The organism is Oribacterium sp. FC2011 (genome assembly GCF_000701645.1).
In the GTDB taxonomy this organism is placed as follows: Bacteria; Bacillota; Clostridia; order Lachnospirales; family Lachnospiraceae; genus Oribacterium.
On sequence record NZ_JNJM01000015.1, the window covers coordinates 64,050 to 82,818 of the forward strand.

At 38.0% G+C, this 18,769-nt stretch carries 11 protein-coding genes; all 11 read right to left on the reverse strand.

The window, feature by feature from the left end:
* Positions 1 to 388: 388 nt before the first annotated feature.
* The 11 genes from T357_RS0112875 to T357_RS0112925 all read right to left on the reverse strand — a co-directional run bounded on the left by T357_RS0112875 (position 389) and on the right by T357_RS0112925 (position 18,620).
* Positions 389 to 3,073: a hypothetical protein gene (locus T357_RS0112875; protein WP_155991435.1), complete on the reverse strand. Its 2,685-nt coding sequence runs from the start codon at positions 3,071 to 3,073 to the stop codon at positions 389 to 391.
* Between the two features lie 100 nt (positions 3,074 to 3,173).
* Entirely contained in the window at positions 3,174 to 4,610 is a 1,437-nt protein-coding gene (locus T357_RS0112880; RefSeq protein ID WP_031553359.1) for a hypothetical protein, read from the reverse strand.
* A 47-nt stretch (positions 4,611 to 4,657) separates the two neighbouring features.
* Positions 4,658 to 6,109, reverse strand: coding sequence for a flippase (locus T357_RS0112885; RefSeq protein WP_031553362.1), 1,452 nt, complete (start codon positions 6,107 to 6,109; stop codon positions 4,658 to 4,660).
* 73 nt (positions 6,110 to 6,182) lie between these two features.
* On the reverse strand, positions 6,183 to 7,178 hold the full coding sequence (locus T357_RS0112890) for a glycosyltransferase family 2 protein (protein ID WP_031553364.1): 996 nt from the start codon (positions 7,176 to 7,178) through the stop codon (positions 6,183 to 6,185).
* Positions 7,179 to 7,232: 54 nt separating this feature from the next.
* Positions 7,233 to 8,807 (reverse strand): hypothetical protein, encoded by a 1,575-nt coding sequence (locus T357_RS0112895; RefSeq protein WP_031553366.1) that lies wholly within the window; start codon positions 8,805 to 8,807, stop codon positions 7,233 to 7,235.
* A 110-nt stretch (positions 8,808 to 8,917) separates the two neighbouring features.
* Positions 8,918 to 9,865 (reverse strand): glycosyltransferase family 2 protein, encoded by a 948-nt coding sequence (locus tag T357_RS0112900; RefSeq protein ID WP_031553368.1) that lies wholly within the window; start codon positions 9,863 to 9,865, stop codon positions 8,918 to 8,920.
* A 38-nt stretch (positions 9,866 to 9,903) separates the two neighbouring features.
* Positions 9,904 to 12,513, reverse strand: coding sequence for a YfhO family protein (locus T357_RS0112905; protein WP_031553370.1), 2,610 nt, complete (start codon positions 12,511 to 12,513; stop codon positions 9,904 to 9,906).
* Positions 12,514 to 12,622: 109 nt separating this feature from the next.
* The gene (locus tag T357_RS0112910; protein WP_031553372.1) at positions 12,623 to 14,545 is read right to left on the reverse strand and encodes a glycosyltransferase family 2 protein; all 1,923 of its coding nucleotides are present in this window, start codon (positions 14,543 to 14,545) and stop codon (positions 12,623 to 12,625) included.
* Positions 14,546 to 14,662: 117 nt separating this feature from the next.
* Entirely contained in the window at positions 14,663 to 16,495 is a 1,833-nt protein-coding gene (locus T357_RS0112915) for a glycosyltransferase family 2 protein (protein ID WP_031553374.1), read from the reverse strand.
* A 103-nt stretch (positions 16,496 to 16,598) separates the two neighbouring features.
* Entirely contained in the window at positions 16,599 to 17,612 is a 1,014-nt protein-coding gene (locus T357_RS0112920) for a glycosyltransferase family 2 protein (RefSeq protein WP_031553375.1), read from the reverse strand.
* Positions 17,613 to 17,792: 180 nt separating this feature from the next.
* Entirely contained in the window at positions 17,793 to 18,620 is an 828-nt protein-coding gene (locus tag T357_RS0112925) for a glycosyltransferase (protein WP_031553378.1), read from the reverse strand.
* Between the last annotated feature and the right edge of the window lie 149 nt (positions 18,621 to 18,769).

Consider the following 18,769-nt stretch of genomic DNA (forward strand, 5'->3'; position numbering starts at 1 on the left):
ACTCAACAATTTGTTCTTCTGCAAAGTTTCTATCCAAGATTTTTGGATTTTTTTGAAATAATTTCCCTTATCGTTATAGATATACTCTATCATGGCGTACTTTTCCAAAATAATTACAGTATTTCCCTCAGTTCCAAAGTGGTATTTGTGTGTTCTCTTCTTTTTTCTCATTATATATGTAGACTATATCCAGGAAACCACCATCTGGTAATTGGCAGTCTTTCCTCATTAAGGTCATATTGATAATAAAAAATTCTAATAACCAATAATTCTGGTTATTCGCCTGATTATGTATCCTCAATCCTTCAATACCAGATCACTATTAGTAACGCTTTATAGGGTTTTCCATCAATGCATAATACTCTATTCTTATAACTCTGTTTTATCGTTAATTTTTTTCTTTTACATCATCCTCGAGATTCCTCTTATAGGATATTGAACTTATTTCCATTACCACACCTTCTTCAGTTAATACAAGGAATTCATAGTTCTGTCCTCCTCCGCTGAAGGCCACTTCAAAGTCAATGTTTCCCTCATCGTCAAAATCTCTTCTATATAAATCCACAGTAGTCTTCACCTGATTTCCGGAGAAAGCCGATAACCTTAGCGTACAAATCTTGTCATCCTGTAAAAAATCATCCTTTAAAAGCCTCATCCCAAATTTTGCAATAAATCTACCATCGTATAGTTCTATATACGGTCCATGAATAAGTTGATGTTCTGTGCCTTCCAACTTTATATCTCCATCATCCAAGATGTCGACCTCATTCATTTCTGCCAAAGTCATCAAATCAACTTTATATTCATATGAGTTATATTCTTCCAATTTATAACCCTTTTCTTTCAGAGCATTTATAACATTATCATCACTAGTATATATGGCATCTTCCTCCGAAATCTGCAAATATAAAAAGCCTTTTGCTTCTAGGCAATGTGAATTCCAAGAGGCATCTGTTACAACTGTTGCATCATCATATCTTGCAAAGTCTTCGCCACATAAATATGACCTTCTCATGCCCTTAATGTTCCTAATGTATACTTCTGGTAGTTTATCAGCATATACTTTACCAGATGCTACTTTGATTATATATTCTAAAATGTCTCTTTCACTTTCAATCCTCTTCCTGTTATCATTAGTAATTCTAATGATCATTGAATTGCCGGAGATTAGCAAACCAAAGTTAATTACGCAAGTGCAAGCTAGAAGGATAATGTAACTCTTTCTTAACTTCTCATTTGATAATATATCTGTTATTAACCAACTTAAGTTCAAAATAAAAGCAAGAATCATCACAAGTATGAAGGTTTCGACAGCGAACACTATCTTTCCATTTCTATTCCCACCGCCGTATAGTCCATAACTTATAAAAATAGTTCTAAGCCAAGAAAAAATAGTTGGTAATAACAAAAATAATACAAATAGTTGAACCAAACACATCCCGAAAAAAATGAATACACACATTTTGTTTTTCCACCTTTCTCCAATGTTCCTATTTTTTCTTTTAACATCACTTTCTTTTTGCTCAGTGCTTTCGAAAAAGTCAGCAAAAGGAAGAAGTACGAAAACATTGTAACTTAGTTCATACCAATGATGTTCCATAACGAAATCCATTGCAAGTATGGTCATAACAAAAGCTTCACGTCTGTTTCCTGTCTCTAGTGCTTTCCAGATTGTGTATACCCACATTACATTGGCTAATATATAGGTAACAATACCGTATCTTATGAGGATTTGAGGATAGGAAGAATCTATAAAAGTGTATGGATTATCTCCATGAATGGTTGACCCACCGAATCCATGCATTTCAAAGAAGGTTCCAAATGGTTTAAGTCCATGCTCAGCAAGCATGTTAGCTGCTGGCAAAAGTCTATTATGAAAAATAGTGTTTAGAGTTCCAGCAAATGGCACTTCTTTATAATAAGCGTACACCATGGCAATAGTGATGATTCCCAGCACTGGAAACATAAGCATCATAACTACGTCCATAATTTTTTGTCCCCACTTGAGTTTTCCCTTTTTTTTAACAAATTTTTTTTCAAATGCCCTACAAATAAATATCGCTATCAAAAGTACTGTAAGATATCCCGAAGTAGTACATCTGGTCACATAGAAAGAAATAAAAAGAGAAAAAGCGGCAGGTATGACAAAAAGTTCTTCAGGAATATCTTTAAATAAAATCCAAACAAAACATACTATCATCAGAATAGCTGTTCCGAAATCAGTAGGTGATATATGTCCCCAATAGCTTCTGATATTTCTTACACTAGTTGCCATACTATTAATCGCCCCACTAAGTGAAGCCATCATCATAACAAAAATAACAATTGTTGACGGCACAAACGCCGCAATAAATATCTTCCTTATCCTTATTCCTACGCATCCTATGATAAGTGGTGCCAGGAACTGCTGATAAAGGTAGTGCTCTGACGGAAAAGCAAGATAAAATACCAAAGCAACAGGTATGCTAAGAAGGATAAGTTTATTCTCTTTCAATTTCCTTCCCATAATTTCTGTAGTGCTTTGTTTATTACCTGTATCATCGACATCGGATCGGGAATCCTTAGCACTATCGTCCGTCAAAGCCAGTATCACCTTAAAAGCCGCCGCCAAGCAGGCAGCTAGGTACAGTCTTCTATATACACCATAGGGCAGATTAAAGTAAAACGTAGTGAGCCCAATCTGAGTTCCAAAGCACACTACAGCGATAACCATCAAAAAGTAATAATCTATCGCATTTTTCAATACTTCACTTTCACTCATGTGAAAAACCTTCTGTGACATATGTGAAAGCATCTCCAGAAGCTTTGGTAATGCGAAAGCTGCCAGCAGCACTCCTATCACTAAATAACACTTATTGTATGGTAGCTCAATCCCCGCAATTCTCATTGCTATCTTTCTTGCCATAATCATGATAAGGCTCGTTGTTATAACATTACCGGCTATCGCCATACCGAGGTACATAAAGAAATCCCGATTTACAGAAAGCTTCTGTTTTCTCTTTCTGTAGAACAGGATCACTGTCACCATGGGTATAAATATAAATTTTATAAATCTTATCAGTGCATAATACATACTTAGAATCATATAACGTTTTCGTCTTTCATTAATCTCGCATACCTAAGGATAATGCCCTCTGTGGAAGTCACATAATTAAATGATATATACCCAGTTTTCACCCTATCCCAAACTCTTTATTCTTCTCTTCATCCAAAATCAGATTAATGCTGATTCCATCTTCAATGAGTCCATGCCGCCATAATGTATAGGAGAAACGACTTTGTGGCCCCCCGGCATATTTTACTATCGGCCAGTTATCCTCTGTTTCAAACTTCGGAACATGGAGGTCTACCTGTTTAAGCCCCTGATTCTCTGCTTCCACAATTTGTGAAACTATATCTTCTCCCACTCTTTTGCAAATTTCCGGATTAATTGCGATTGTATTGGAAGGCTTGTAAAAGTTTTCGTTATAGGAAGTTAAAGGAATAAGATTTAACAACATTGCCAAAGCCAAGACTGCAAAAACCTTCTTGGAATCAGCAAAGTCTTTCTTCAGACGGATTGTCACTAGACAGAAAACCGACAAAAGCGGGTAGAAAACCAAAACAAGATGTACGTCGGCTCTCCCTATGTACCAGGCTCCGGTTTTTGCACAAACAAGGATGAGAAATAGTGTCACAGGGATAGCGGCAAGCATGATCCAGATAGATTCAGCATTTTCAGATTCCCTTACAGCTTTATTCTTGTTCGAAAGTAGTGGCAATATCAATAGTACTAGCGCAGATGATAGTATTAACTTATTGTAACTAAATACGTTTTTCGTCAGCTCAGTAATGGTTCCTGCCAGGTCGATGGTGTTAAAACCCGCTGCTCTTCCACCGAATATTTCAAATATGATACTTATCAAAAACAGAAGGATGAGATAGAAGCTGTACGCTTTTTGTTTTAACCCTTTAGAAAAACCATACAACACATCCACCCCTGCATAAGCCACAAGGATTATTGCAGGAAACAAATTTGAAAAAACTCCAAAATATCCAAGTATAACCAAGACAACACGACTAATTACCGAAGTTTTCTCATCATTCCGTTTCCTTATCAGGTATAAAACTATGGCTTCGTTCATAATTGCAGGAATAGTGTAATAAAAATAACAGGCTGCAGTGATACTACCAAAAAGCCAGACATTACCTTTATCAGACTTTATCAGCAATGTAAAATGAATAAGTACCCACAGTACAGTTAAAATAAACGAAATCCGCTTGTCGGAATTAAGTGAAATCAAATATTCATACAACTGAACGCACAAAACGGTAAGGAACAACGCCATAACCATGGCATACATAATAACCATAGACCCTATATAGTCACCAGTTATGGGATATAAAGTATATGCTGCCAGAATAGAAACATTTGGCATAAGTATCTCAGGTAGGATCCTGGTAGGATTCCAATCCCCCCAAAGAGGAACAGGGTAACGAAAATATCCCATATAGTACCAGTCATCTGTATCAAATGGCACAATGGGATTTATCACACTGTAAAATATGTAAAACAGTAAAAAAGCGGATAACACTGTTATCGCTTTTTTACTTAATACCCGTTTGCTCATAAAAAGACCTCCCCAGATTAGCTTACATATTACTGCTATATGTATTCTCAGTCATTGGTTTTATCCCTACGATATCTCTTAACTCTATCCACTATTTCCCAAATATTATTTATAAAGAACTCATCCTTCATGATTAGCAACATCCCGAAATAACACAGTGATCCTGAGAAAATCATCAACATCGTATGCGTTACCGATACTGTAAACTTCAGATTTTCCAATCTGAGTACTATAATCATCACTATTCCTGCCAGGAGGTAATTTTTCCCGGATATCATAGCTTCTCTTACATCAAGCTCCTTTCTCACATACCATAACTGAATTCCGGTTATCACTATTTCTGCAATCACTGACGCAATCGCAGCGCCCACCGAATAGAGTTTAGGTATAAGGATGAGATTTATGCAGAAATTGACCGTGGCGCCAATAACAACTGATTTAGTCAGTATATTCTGTCTGTTTGTTGGTATCAGATACTGAATGCCCGTAATCTGACTTATACCAATGATTACCGTCAGAATAGGCAGTATCTTTAGAAGTATGATCACCTTATCATACCCAGTGCCCATAAACCAGGGAACCAGATTGTCCGAAATTCCCATTATTCCAAAAGCAAGCGGTATACTTATAAGCCAGACAAATCGAAAAGCCTTCAACATATATTCCCTGACTTTATCTTGTCTTGACTTTGAAAAATAGTATCCGATTCTCGGAGCCATCACTGCACTAAGGGCAGTTACCACAACTTGTACAACTCTTATTATCTTCATGGCCTGCTCATAGTAGCCATTTTCAAAGTCTGTTTCCGTAAACAATCCAAGCATGGTTTTATCAAAGATAGTATATATTTGGATAGCTATGGTCGGCACAAGGAGGGACAAAATCACTTTTAAATTCCTGAAGGCTCTGATTTCTGTGATTTTTTGTCCGGTGATATACGCCGGAAGGTAACTCCAGAGGGAAACATTACCGGCAATATTCAGTATTGCTGAACCCAATGTATACTTTAAAAGATCTCCCGGGGATTTTATAAATAAAAAAACAAAAAGTAAATACAGTATCTTGAATACTATATTTCTTGTGACTATCTTTTCAAATGCTTCAATTCCCTGAAAAAACCAGCTTACATCAAAAGCCACCGCCAATATGTTTATGGACATAATGGAGAGAAGAACTTTGTTACGCATACATATGATATAAATCATCAGCATCAAAGCCGTAGTTATGAACCTGAAGAGCAGAACCTCAAAAAATACCCTGCTGCGTTTTTCTTTATCATCCTGAACATAGGAAATCTCTCTTGGGGCATAAGTACCTGTACCCAAAATCGCTACCAGCACAAAATATGAAGCAATAGCCTCAGCGTAAGAAAAGGCGCCGATACCATCTGCCCCCAGTACCCTGGAAAGATATGGTGTCGTCGCCAGTGTGCCAAGGATATTCATCAGCTGATTTCCTACATTCAATATGTAGTTTTTCTTTATAGTTCCTTTTGTCACTTATAACGATTCCTTCCTACGCATCATTTTAAATCCAATGGTTAAATGCCCAACATTACTATGCACCATCAACTCACTCTTTTTCAACAGATACCTTTTTTTCATAAGTCCTTTCACTTATGATATATCTTGGTCGCGCTTTTATCTCTATGTATGATTTACCAACATACTCGCCGATTATACCGAGAGCCAGTATGTTTGCTCCACCGAAAAAGCAGATGAGACATATTATACTCGCCCAACCAGCTACGGTGCTGCCGTTGAAGAATCCTATAACCGCCCAAATGATTCCGATGAATGACATAAATGTAACCAGTGAACCAAAACATATGATAAGTCTGATTGGCTTTATAGAGAGACTTGTAATCCCATCAAAGGCCAAGGTAAGCATCTTTGACAAAGGATAATGGCTCTCTCCTGCAATTCTCTCGTGCCTTTCATAGAAAACACTTGTGCTTGGAAATCCAACCAACGGAATGAGCCCCCTAAGAAACAAGTTCACCTCATGAAAGTTGGCAAACTCTTTTAAGACCTTTTTTGAGATAAGTCTATAGTCAGCATGGTTGTATACAATTTCAACTCCACCAATCTTATCAAGCATCCTGTAATAACTCTCCGCTGAGAATCTTTTAAAAAATGTATCTTTTTCTCTGTTCGACCTGACCTCATAAACCACTTCATAACCCTGATAATACTTTTCAATCATCTCATCCATTGCGTTGATGTCATCCTGCCCGTCACAATCAATGGATATAGTTATGTCGCAATAATCCATGGCCTCCATTAGCCCTGCAAGAACAGCATTCTGATGCCCTCTGTTACGACTTAGAGAAATACCTGTAAAATGTTCGTCTTCCTTTGCGTATTCTTTTATTAGATTCCATGTTGCATCTTTAGAACCATCGTTCACAAACATAATCCGGGAGTCATCTCCGACCTTTCCACTGGACACAAGACTGTTTATCTTCTCTAAAAATAATTTTGAAGAAATCGGAAGAACCTGCTCCTCATTGTAGCAGGGTATTATAACATATAGTATTGGCTTTTTATCCGAATTTCTGATATCCATTTATCTGCCTGCTCCCCGGTTATTATGTACCTTTTATATAAACCCCAATATAAATCAGCTGTATACAATATACTTCCTGCCGTTTAAATATATCGCTTTATCTTCTGTTACGTATTGTTTATTATCATATAAATCAAAAAAACTGTCTTGAATTATATACAAGGAATCCCCCTCATTTTCATAGTAATTATCTCTAACCTCAGATAATCTCTCAAAATTTGAGTATAGATCATTTGTAGTCAAATGATCTAAAGAAAACGGGTAATCTTTGGTCGACTGAAAGTCATAAGGTGGTACCGGGAGCGCCCATCTGATCATACAAATAAAATCAGAATCATCCGATGCAAAATATACTCTCTCATAATTTGAAGTATTTAACCGCTCCAATTGCAATTTTGCGTCAGTATTAAATCCAGTATATCTATCTGATGTGAAATATAGTTTTGCAAACCAGGAAAAAAAGATGGTATAGGTTGCCGCGATTGCAATGATGATTTTTTTATCGGAGTTCAACGAAAAATAACATTCTGCAATCCCACATGCGATTATATATAAAACAGGGATATGCAAAAACATCCAGTGATTATAGTTTGGTGTAACTATAATCACAATCGGAATCATGGCAATCAGCTGTGCTAATGTTATCCCATCAAACATGCTTCTTCTTTTAATCAATACGAAAATCCCAATAATAAAAAAAGGGAGAGAGAACATATAATAAGGTCCAAAATTTGCAACACTGTTCCAACTCAAACCGTCAGTTCCGCTTAAGAACATCTTCATGCCGTCATATACATTATGTGCAATATTAAGGATAATGTTCTTATCGAAGACAATAATAGACGCATCTCGCCTTCCTATCGGAAGTTTAGGCGAAGTCCACCATAATATTTGTATGGTCTGATTTAGTGATTCTATGTTGCTTCTGATTGCAAATATAATTATCGGAAGCATTTCTATGAGCATCGTCGTGCCTGTATACATTAATTCCGATATTCTTAATTTCCCGCTCTTTATCAGATATGCGGAAATAACCAGTATATATACCGGCAAAAAAATCCATGATACATTATATGAGTATGTTGAAGCCGCTAAAAAGGAAATTCCAATCATTAAAAGTATTTTTCTTTTTATATGATTTAATTCACTCACACCGGCAAATATAACCATGGAACCTATAGAAATCATATAAATCGCCACATTACAATCCATACTAAATCTTGTCATAGTTAATAAGTAAGGCGATGTGCAGATTGTAAGAATATAAAATAGCTTTTCTCTGACTTTGTATTTACATGATACATAGTAAACCACAACTGTGTTTAATAAAGCAATCATTATAAGCGGAATCCTATACGCCCATATTTTATACCCAAACAGCTTCATAGATAATCCGCCAAGTATTGGATACAGGATACTCTGTCCCTGTCCCCAATAAGATTGTAAGTACACCGGATTCTTTATCAAATGGCTGTCCACACCCCATTGAGCCAGACACCATGCATCATACATTCCGTTTGCTTCATCGATAAATACATTTGGGAACGAGTCGATTTTATATACCAAAAATAACAATTGCACTGATAGTATCATCAGGAATATCATATTGGTTTTATTTCTTATTCTCATTCTTACACCACTTAACGGACAATTATGTCACAGTAATATATTGAAAATCCTTGACTTTTATAGTTACTTTTCATCTTTTCTGTTCCGGATTCATTCCTCACAGAAATACTTCAATTTACTTTTTTTACATTCGTTATATTGCTGTCTGCAATGATATAATGAGGTCTTTTTTTGCACTCCATATAGGTTTTGGCGACATATTTTCCCATGACGCCAAGGCAGAACAACTGAAGGCCTCCAATAAACACAATTATGCATACTGTTGAAGCCCATCCATCAACGGGGTCTCCAAAGCATAGCTTCCTGACAATTATAAATATAAGGAAAACAAAAGAAAAAAATGTCATGACCATCCCAAGCCATGAAGAAATATCCAAAGGAACCTGAGAAAAGTTGATTATTCCATCTACTGCATACTTAAACAGTTTCCAGAAATTCCATTTTGTTTCTCCGGCCACACGCTCTACATTCTTATAGGGGAGCCAATATGTTCTGAAACCTATCCATCCAAAAATACCTTTGGAAAACCGGTTGTACTCACCCATTTCTACCATAGCTTCCACCATTTCACGCTTCATCAGTCTGAAATCACGAGCTCCGTCAACTACATCTGCATCCGATATTTTATTGATGAGTTTATAAAATCTTTTAGCAAACCAGGATCTGATTGGTGGCTCACCGACACGGGTTTCTCTTCTCGTTGCAACACTGTCAAACTCTCCGGTTTCAAGTATTTCAATCATCTGAGGTAACAGCGAAGGCGGATCCTGCATATCTGCATCCATAACAGTAACATAATCACCGGTGGCATTACAAAAACCGGCATACATGGCTGCTTCTTTTCCAAAATTACGGGAAAACGATATGAATCGAACATTTAAATTCTCGCATGCCAGGTTTTTCAATATCTCGAGTGTTTCATCCCGGGAACCGTCGTTTATAAAGATGATCTCATTTTCATAATCCAAAGAAGATAATATTCTATTTGTCTCTTCAAAGAAAATAGGCAGAGCTTCCTGTTCGTTATAACACGGAACTATGATTGATACTTTTTTCATGACACTAACGAGTCCTTTTATTTTTCGCAAACAACAGTTTATAATACTTGTTTCTTTTCCTTCACCATGAATGACCATACGAAAAGAATAATCATTGAGGCAATAGACGCAATCACCCCGGCAGCAAGATATGGTGTATGATACTCCATCCTGATATCATTATCACCATTAACCAAAGGTATAACCGTAAGACAGTCTTCTATCAGCACAGGTTTGATAACCTCACCATTTCTTGTGATGGTCCAGCCTTTAGTATAGGGTATAGATGTGAATAGAGATTCTCCCTCGGATGCACTAACATGGCATGTCATGAGACCATTTTTTACCATAAGGTCATCCGGCTCTGCATTTACGGCATTTTCACTTACTTTCTTAAGAATATCCAGATTCACCAGATATATCTGCGGTTCTCTGAACAGATCCAATACGCCTGAGCTTATTTTTATATAGGCGCCGGTATCCCCTTCTGAAGTAGGAACATAAAAATTCGTCATGCCGTTGACACCAGCATATTTCATACTCAATCTTCCGTTAAGATCAAGTATAGCACCTTCCTTGGGCCACCAGGGTTCTTCTCCTGCCGAAAACCATGGGACATTTCCATAAAGGGCATATCTTCCCTCCGGTATTTCAATATTGAAGATCCTCGAACTTTCACTTTCCTCAGTTACAGAGTAAACGGCTGGAACTATAACACCCTCTGCATCAGAATCGATATATTCCAGTAGTGCATTCTGCCATAGATATGTATTGTCCCCAAAATCTTCAGAGAACTCTTCTACGGAATTTATCTTAAACGCCATGGGCATAAAGTATGGATTTTCATATACTGACTTTCCGTTTCCTTTACCCAAATCTTTTTTATGGATCAAATGCTCATAATCATAAGGTGACAGAACATATTTAACACCAAGAAGCGAATCTATCGGGAGAATAGACATGACCTTTTCTACCAGGATGCTTCTATATACTACATATCCTGACTTTTTCAGAAATTCAACCTGTGTCTTTACAGGCATAGATATATAGTTTTCTATAGCCCAATAACCAAATCCCATGGATTCATTGAGATTAGCAAGCTGGTTTATGGCTCCGGATCTTGCCGCGGTCTGTGTCATTCGATATGCAGAATTATCATTTTCGATGACTCTGTTTACCAGCTTTTCCTGATGGGTCTCATAATCTCTATATGCTTCAGTATCTGTAAGCGATGAATACTGCTCCATAAGAAGTGATGCATTATAGCCCATTTCAAATACTATAAGCAGGCACAACAAAACTGACATCACCTTAGCCCGAATAGTCTTTCCCGCGTTATCAGCTATACCCATCCACAGTGCCAATGCTGCAATCTGAGCAATGACAGTAAAATATATATTTTTTAATTCCGAGTCCGGCTTAATGTAATCAAACAGCAGCAATGTCATACAATATAACACAACAATCACGTATAACAGCTTGTTTTCTTTGTATTTCTTTTCAGAAAAATAATAGCCTGCTATAAAAAGCATCGTCATACAGCAAACATATTCTCCACGGTAATAATAGCTGCTTGCGTCCTGAAATATTGATACCACAAAATATAACGGCTGCCAGTAACAACTGAGTATCCCAATCGTAAGTACTATTCCGACTAACCTTTTTATACTATTCTTTACATGAGTTAATGCAAAAAAACCTATGACTCCCACCAAAATAAGAGCACCACAAAACAGACTTAACTCTCCCCGTCTGCTTGCCATGCCAATAGAATAACCTTTTATTACATTTATAATATTTCCGTGGAAACCCATTCCAAGAGTTCGCCAGTCAACGCTTCCTCTTGTTGCCAGAAGCATCTGAGACAACATGGGGAGGAAAAGTATGCATGATAATCCGACTCCTAAGGCCATTGCGCCACAATAAGATAATGCTTTTTCAAGGAAAGTCTTTGCATTGAATATAGCTTTGTGATTATTTTCAGCTGCAGCATTTTCTCTCTCCAAGGTTTCTGAAAGCCAGATAAAATATTCCATGAGGAACCATAAACCTGAAAACATACAGTCAATGGCAGCGGTATACCAGTTGAAAAGAATCGCAAGACCAACGCTTACCGATAATAACAAAGGTTTTTTCTTCCATACAAGCTTATAAACACCCAATAAAATCAATGGCAGCATATATACTCCATCAAGCCACATTACGCATGCGGCTTTGGAGAAACTATACTGCATGTATGCGAATGATAAAGAAAGAGCTACACTAATGATCGGATCGATTTTTTCCTTAAATCTCTTCTTCAAGAAATAGCAAGCTGTAGCTGCAGAAGTTGCAAACTTAAGGGCTACAATAAGATCAAAGAAATCATGAAAGCTTTCTTTATTAAAAAAAGATATCAACAGATTCCATGGAGAAGAAAGATAATACGCAAAAAAAGCTACTCCCGGCATCCCCAAACCATTACTGAATGAAAATGCCAGATTTTGCTTGCCTTCAAGAAGATCTTTGTAAAATCCAAAGAAATCCATGTACTGCCAGTAACCATCATCCGTTGCCAGCGAACGATTTCCCCATGGAGCATATCCAAACTTGTAATATATAAAATATGTCAAACCTAGTGTCAGCAAGAATGAAAACACTATCGGAATGATACTTTTTAATTTTTTCATTTCTCCCCCAACAATTATCGACCACAGAAAAACCCAGATTTAATACTATTCTGTCCCCTAAAGTCTGGACACTCAACAAAGTGAAAACCTCATTATCGGGCGTCGTAAATTAAATCCCCAAATACTTCTTCCAGCTTTCTTTGGTGGTATACTTTACCAAATCCTGTCTGTAGGACTCCTTCGCCTTATCGAATCTGTCATCTATCGCTTTATTTGCCTTTATCAAAATCATAAAATAATTCCACAGTTCCCTGTAGTCCTTATTGACTACCGCAGCTTTATCATTGGCTAATTCGTAGAATACTACCCTTTTGCTTCTAAAAATTTCAAATAGTTTTTCAGTACATGTATGAGGAACCATATCCTTGTTTGCGGGCAAAATCCAACCGTTTAAGGTAAGAAAATTGAAAATATACTTCTTTTTTTTGTACTTCGCATTGGGACGATAAACATATTCTATTTCATCGATACCATAATTTTTCTTATATTTTTTTATCTCTGCCAATGTTTCCTCAGGAAGTTCCAACTCATCCATCGGCCTCAAAGGAAAGTCTTCTGCATATTCAGCACGAAGCCTGTTATTAAGCTCCTCCGCATTCTGGGTGTATAACCATTCCGGACCTTTGAGAAAGTCTAACAATCCTTTATAAATCAGCTTCACTGCAGCATACTGATAACTGAAAATGTAAACTGTCAGAAGTCTCAATATCTTCTTCTTAACATATGATTTCGTAACTTTACCGGTACTATCTCCTAATACAGCCGTAATCAGTAGATTTCTGGTATCATAGTAGGCATTGGTTCCTATAAAGGTCAGTTCAAAACCCTTGTGCCATACACCGACGCCATTCAAAAATACTGTTCCGGTATCTAAAAACTGTAATTCGAAATTCATGTCATCAGAATGAATAAACAATGGGATAGGCAGTTTATTTCTTTCAATAAGCTGTATTGGATAGCAACAGCACCACCATCCGGAATAATCTGTGTTTTCATTATCTGTACTTAAAATCCCGGGGGTTATACAATTTTCGTATTTACTTATATCAGTAATGAGGTTTTTATTAATAACCTTAAAGTCACCGTAAGACTCCCCACAAGCATGGATAATGTTTTGATAATCCTCTCGTAACAACGTCCCGCCTAGTCTCAGATCCCTGTACTCTTCCTTGACAGTTGCCATAAATCCATAGGCTCTCACGAAAACATCCGGATCAAATACCGCGTCGTCATCCATGAGGAGCACGTGGGTAATCCCGTACTCTTCCTTATGGTTCAGAGCCTCTAGCATGCCTCTTGTAAAGCCTGCTGCACCTCCGTAGTTTTTATTGGGGAAGATGCTGATGATTCCATCGCTCTTCTTCACAAGCTCAGTCATGTCCTGGTGTTGGCTGAGAGTCTGTCCGTTATCCACCAGGAATACTTTGAGATGGTCGGAGACCTCTTTACATCCAAGTGTGTCACCCTCAAGCTTCGCTTTTTTGGCGTCTTCTATCATGGTCATGAGAGACTTCATATTTCTGTATACGTAAGGCTCTCTTCTGAAGGTGCAGATATCCACAACGATATTTACATCTCTCGCAGTAGCGATCTCGCCACCCATGAAGCCTCTTACCTCGAGGTGCTCAGGATCGATGTTGGATTTCTCATCATAGTAAAGCCTGAACCAGAAAACGCCTTCATCATAGTCGGCATAGGGAAAATTGAATACACCAAAAGCTCTGGATCCTGAAGATAAAGCCGTATGATTCTCCTTGGAGCCCCCATTATCCATATTCAGGTTCTGTCCACTCTCAGCTTTTTCATATACCGCCACTTCCTCCCGGTCGTGCATCAAAGCAATCTTTTTAAATCCCGGAGCGGAAAGATACAGCTTAAGCCCAGTGATATCCGTATACTTCTTGTGCTTTTTTATCTGAAAAAGGTTGAAGTAACCGTCAAAATCGATTTGTCCTTCCACATATTTATGGTAGTAAAGGTCACTTATGGGACATATTTCCTTTTGGGGTAACAGTATACTTTGAAGTCTCATTTATTATTTCCTTCCCGGTTCAAACACTCATTGTCTCTACATAATGGCAATCCATTTATCTGTAGGTGGTATCCCAACATCTAAAAATCACCTCCAGAGCTAGCATGTAAGCACTTTTCATTCTATATCCAGATACTTCTTCCAGCTTTCCAGTGTCGTTATGGATTGCTCACCATCCCGATAGCGCTTCGCCACTTGGTCGTAATTTGCTTTTATCCTGCCAACAGCCCTTATAATAAGAATCAGCGAAGCAAAAAACTTTCCGTAATCCTTTTTTAGTATGATGCTCTTTCTATCCACCGGGTCAAACAGCACCACATTTTTTGATCTGAAGGCTTCAAAGGGCGTATCCAGAAGTGTCATTTCTTTATATTTCTTGTTTGTCGGCAGAATCCATCCATTGAAGGTCAGTTTGCTAATTATATGACCTCCGGTCCTGTTTTCTGAGTTGTACTTTTTGAGATCCTCCACTGAATAGTTCTTCCGGTAGTTTTCTATTCTTTTTCTAACAGTCTCCGGAATTTCAGAGAAATCATCCGCTTTCATGGCATCCTTCGAAAACTCCGCCCTCACCTTACTGTTTATCTTTTCTGCATCCGCATTATACAACCACTCCGGTCCCCTGATAAAGTCCGTCACTGCCCTACTGATCAGCTCGATTTCCTTATATCTATAGGAAAGCAAAAGCGCGATCATACATTTCGCAACCCACTTAGCCGCCTTTGTGCTTTTGATTTCCGGCTCATATATAGATGAAGCGATAAGCTTATTTCTTATATGATAGTACTGGTTCGCACCGTAATTCCCGAATTCAAAGCCATTGTGCCAAACGGAGATGCCGTTCAGAAACATTAACCTGTTCTCTGCATGTTCTCTTTCATAGGAAATGTCATCGTCATGTATGAAAAGAGGCATTGGCAATGCTGAATTTTCCACCATATCAAGGGAATAGCAGGCGCACCACCAACCGGAATATAGCTTCTTGTCGTTTCGGTTTTTCAAAAGCATGGCTACAGCCTCTCTTCTGTCGCTAAGATCCACCAGATGACAATCGTTTTGGATAAGGTAATTCTCGCTCCACTCTCCTCTGGCATTCAGGTAGCTGGGGAAGTCTTTTCTTAAAAGCTCTCCGCCCACTCGGATGTCCTTATATTCATCCCGTAATGTGCAGAGATGTCCGTATAAACGCATAAAGAGATCTTCCATGATGGTAACATCGTCATCCATCAAAAGGATGTGAGTGTAACCTTTATCTTTTCTATCCCTGATAGCCTCCAACATTCCACGAGTGAATCCTGAAGCGCCTCCCGCATTCTTGTTAGGAATAATCCTAAGCCATGGGCTCTTTTTCTCCATTTTCCTAAAATACGGATCCTCCGCCAGTGTTTTCCCATTGTCAACAACATACATGCTCAGGTGCTCGGCTACCTCTTCGCTTGACAGCACCTGATTCTCTACAAAGGAGAGGTTCTGCTTTACGTACTCTTCTCTTTTAAAGGTGCACATAGTGATGCAGATGTTGGTTTCTCTTTTGCTGTCGATGAGACCGTAATAGGCGGCTTCAAGGATGTCCCCACAGTCTCCCTCTTCCATATTCAAACTTAAAGCTGGCTGTATTTTACTATCTGAAGGATTTTGGTCACTTTTCTTTAGTTTAAACCAAAACACTCCGTCGTCATATTCCTGATAGGGCAGCTCAATCTCAGCGATTTCTTCATCACCAAGCTTATGCTCTGCTATCAGTTCATCGTCATGCATCAGAAACAGAGTATCGTATCGCTTGGCTCTGATCTCAAGAACAACATCCTTTAAATCTGTATATTTCTTTCTGTTGGCTATATCAAACAAGTTGAAATAGCCGTCGAGAAGGATTTCTCTTTCTTTCTCGTGAAAATATAGTTCAGGATTTTCCTTCCCGAAAACCACATTTTGTAGTTTGATTTTTTCCATTATCTTCTATTTATTCTGTGAGTACTGTATACCGAAAAATCTAAACGACGTCAGTTTACACGTCTAATCCGGCTTCGAAACATGGTGTTCTTTCACTTATTCCTTACTTCTTCAAGTGCTGCACGACCGCAGCCGGATAGTACAACCAGTATCCGCTTGTCCTGAACAGATCCACAACCTTTATAACATTGTTCCTGTATATCTCCGGATACTTCTTTTTCAGATTCTCTTCCATATTTATAAGCTCTTTCCTCGTGGCAGGCGAAATCCTGTCCCAAAGAAGTATCTTGATTCGGCTTGCGTAAACTCTCGATATCAGATGCTCTATATAAAGCCGCTTCTTATCTGATACGCACTCCATAGTCGACGCCTTTTCATAGAACTTAAAAAGTTCCTCCAGAACATGATCATACTGAGTTTTATTTTTCATCATCTGCTGCGGGTTCATGCTTTGGCCCGCCCTGCTGATGCTGTATCTATATAGGTGATCATCCAGAAATACGACTGTATCCACGTAAGGAATCGGATAAAGTATGTATTCAGTATCTACATAGTAGCAATGTTCGTCGATTTTAATGTCGTGTTTCTTGAGTATCTCCGTTCGGATTGTCAGGGAGTGCATCTTGATATAGGCTTTTTCCGCCACTTCATCGAACTTGTAAATGTGCTTGTACTCTACTCCCTCAAATGGCTTCTCAAATTCCGCCTTGTAAGGAGCTGAATCATCATGCCCGTAAACCCAGTAGAATCCGCCGGCGATGATGTCGGGGAGATTATCCGAAAGACTCTTGATATAACTGATCAGATTTTTGAGATCTTCCCCATTAGCCCAGTCGTCTGCGTCAATAACTCTAAAATACAGACCTGTGGCATGTTTTATTCCGGCATTGATACCTGAACCGTGACCGCCATTTTCTTTGTGAACCGGAACCACTGTTCCCGGGTATTTATCAGCGTATCTATCGATGATTTCAGGAGTTGAGTCCTTTGACCCGTCATCAACGGCGATAACCTCCAGTTCATCCAGGATTCCTTCCAGGCATAAGGAGTTCAGATTATATTCAAGATATTTTTCTGCATTGTAGGATGGCACCACAATGGATAGTAATTTCTGCATTTTAGTCTCCATTCCGCCGCTTTCGGCTGACGGCAGGCACTAATAGTGTATTTTCTCACTATTTCCTCTGATTTTATTAAATCAACAAATAAGACTATCGTGCCGTAAAGCTTTATTCTATCTTTACCTACACGACAGTCTCTATTCTACCAAATACTTCAGGATTAACCAATTACCTTACTAAAAGTTCTTCTGTTTGTTTCTAAGTAATATTGTAAATAGTTTTTGTCTCATCCAATTTGGGATCAAAGATACTATAATCCTTTGTACCGCTGATTTCATGAAAGCTATATTCCCAATGAAACCAGTTTGTCTCATGTACCAAAAAAGTTTCACCTGACTTATTCCATACTTTAGTCCTGATCTTCGTTTGTACATATCTGATCCTGCACGCATCCAAAGCAAAGGTTCCTGAATATTGTATCCAGAACATCCTGCCTTTAGCATCCTTACCCAAAGATAATAATCTTCCAATAGATAAAAGTCCTTATATCCTCCAGCTTTTTCCACTTCTTTCTTTTTATACATCACACAAGGGTGATTGAAAGGGTTTCTTTTTCTGGCGAACTCCTTGATCTCTGAGCTTGTTTCTGGCAAAACTCTTCTCGAATTTATGACGTTTTTATCCTCAGTAAACTCCTCTACTGTTCCTGAACAGATACTAAAATCAGGTTTTTTCTCAAAAACTTTTAATTGTCTTTCACATCGATCCGGTCTACTTATATCGTCACTGTCCATACGCGCTACAAGTTCATTTTTACAGTGTTTAATGCCTGTATTAAGCGCTTTTCCTAGTCCTCCGTTCTCACTTAACCGGATAACATTTAACTCTTTATGGTTTTGGAGCATTTCCTCAATAACAAGTTCCAGCTCTTTCGTCAATGCGCCATCGCATACCAAAACAAAATCGTTCGGTTTAACAGTCTGATTCCATATACTATTCATGGCTTCATTAAGGAATTCCGGTTTTTCTTTATAGTAAACACTCATGAGAACAGAGTAATTCATATTTGTATAGACACCTTTGCAGTTCTTTTATTAATATTTCCTAATGATACTATCACAAGATTCGGTTACTTTCTATATTATATACATACAGAGAATGATAGATATCTACAGAAATACAAATCCTCAAATTATGTTTACACTATAAAAAA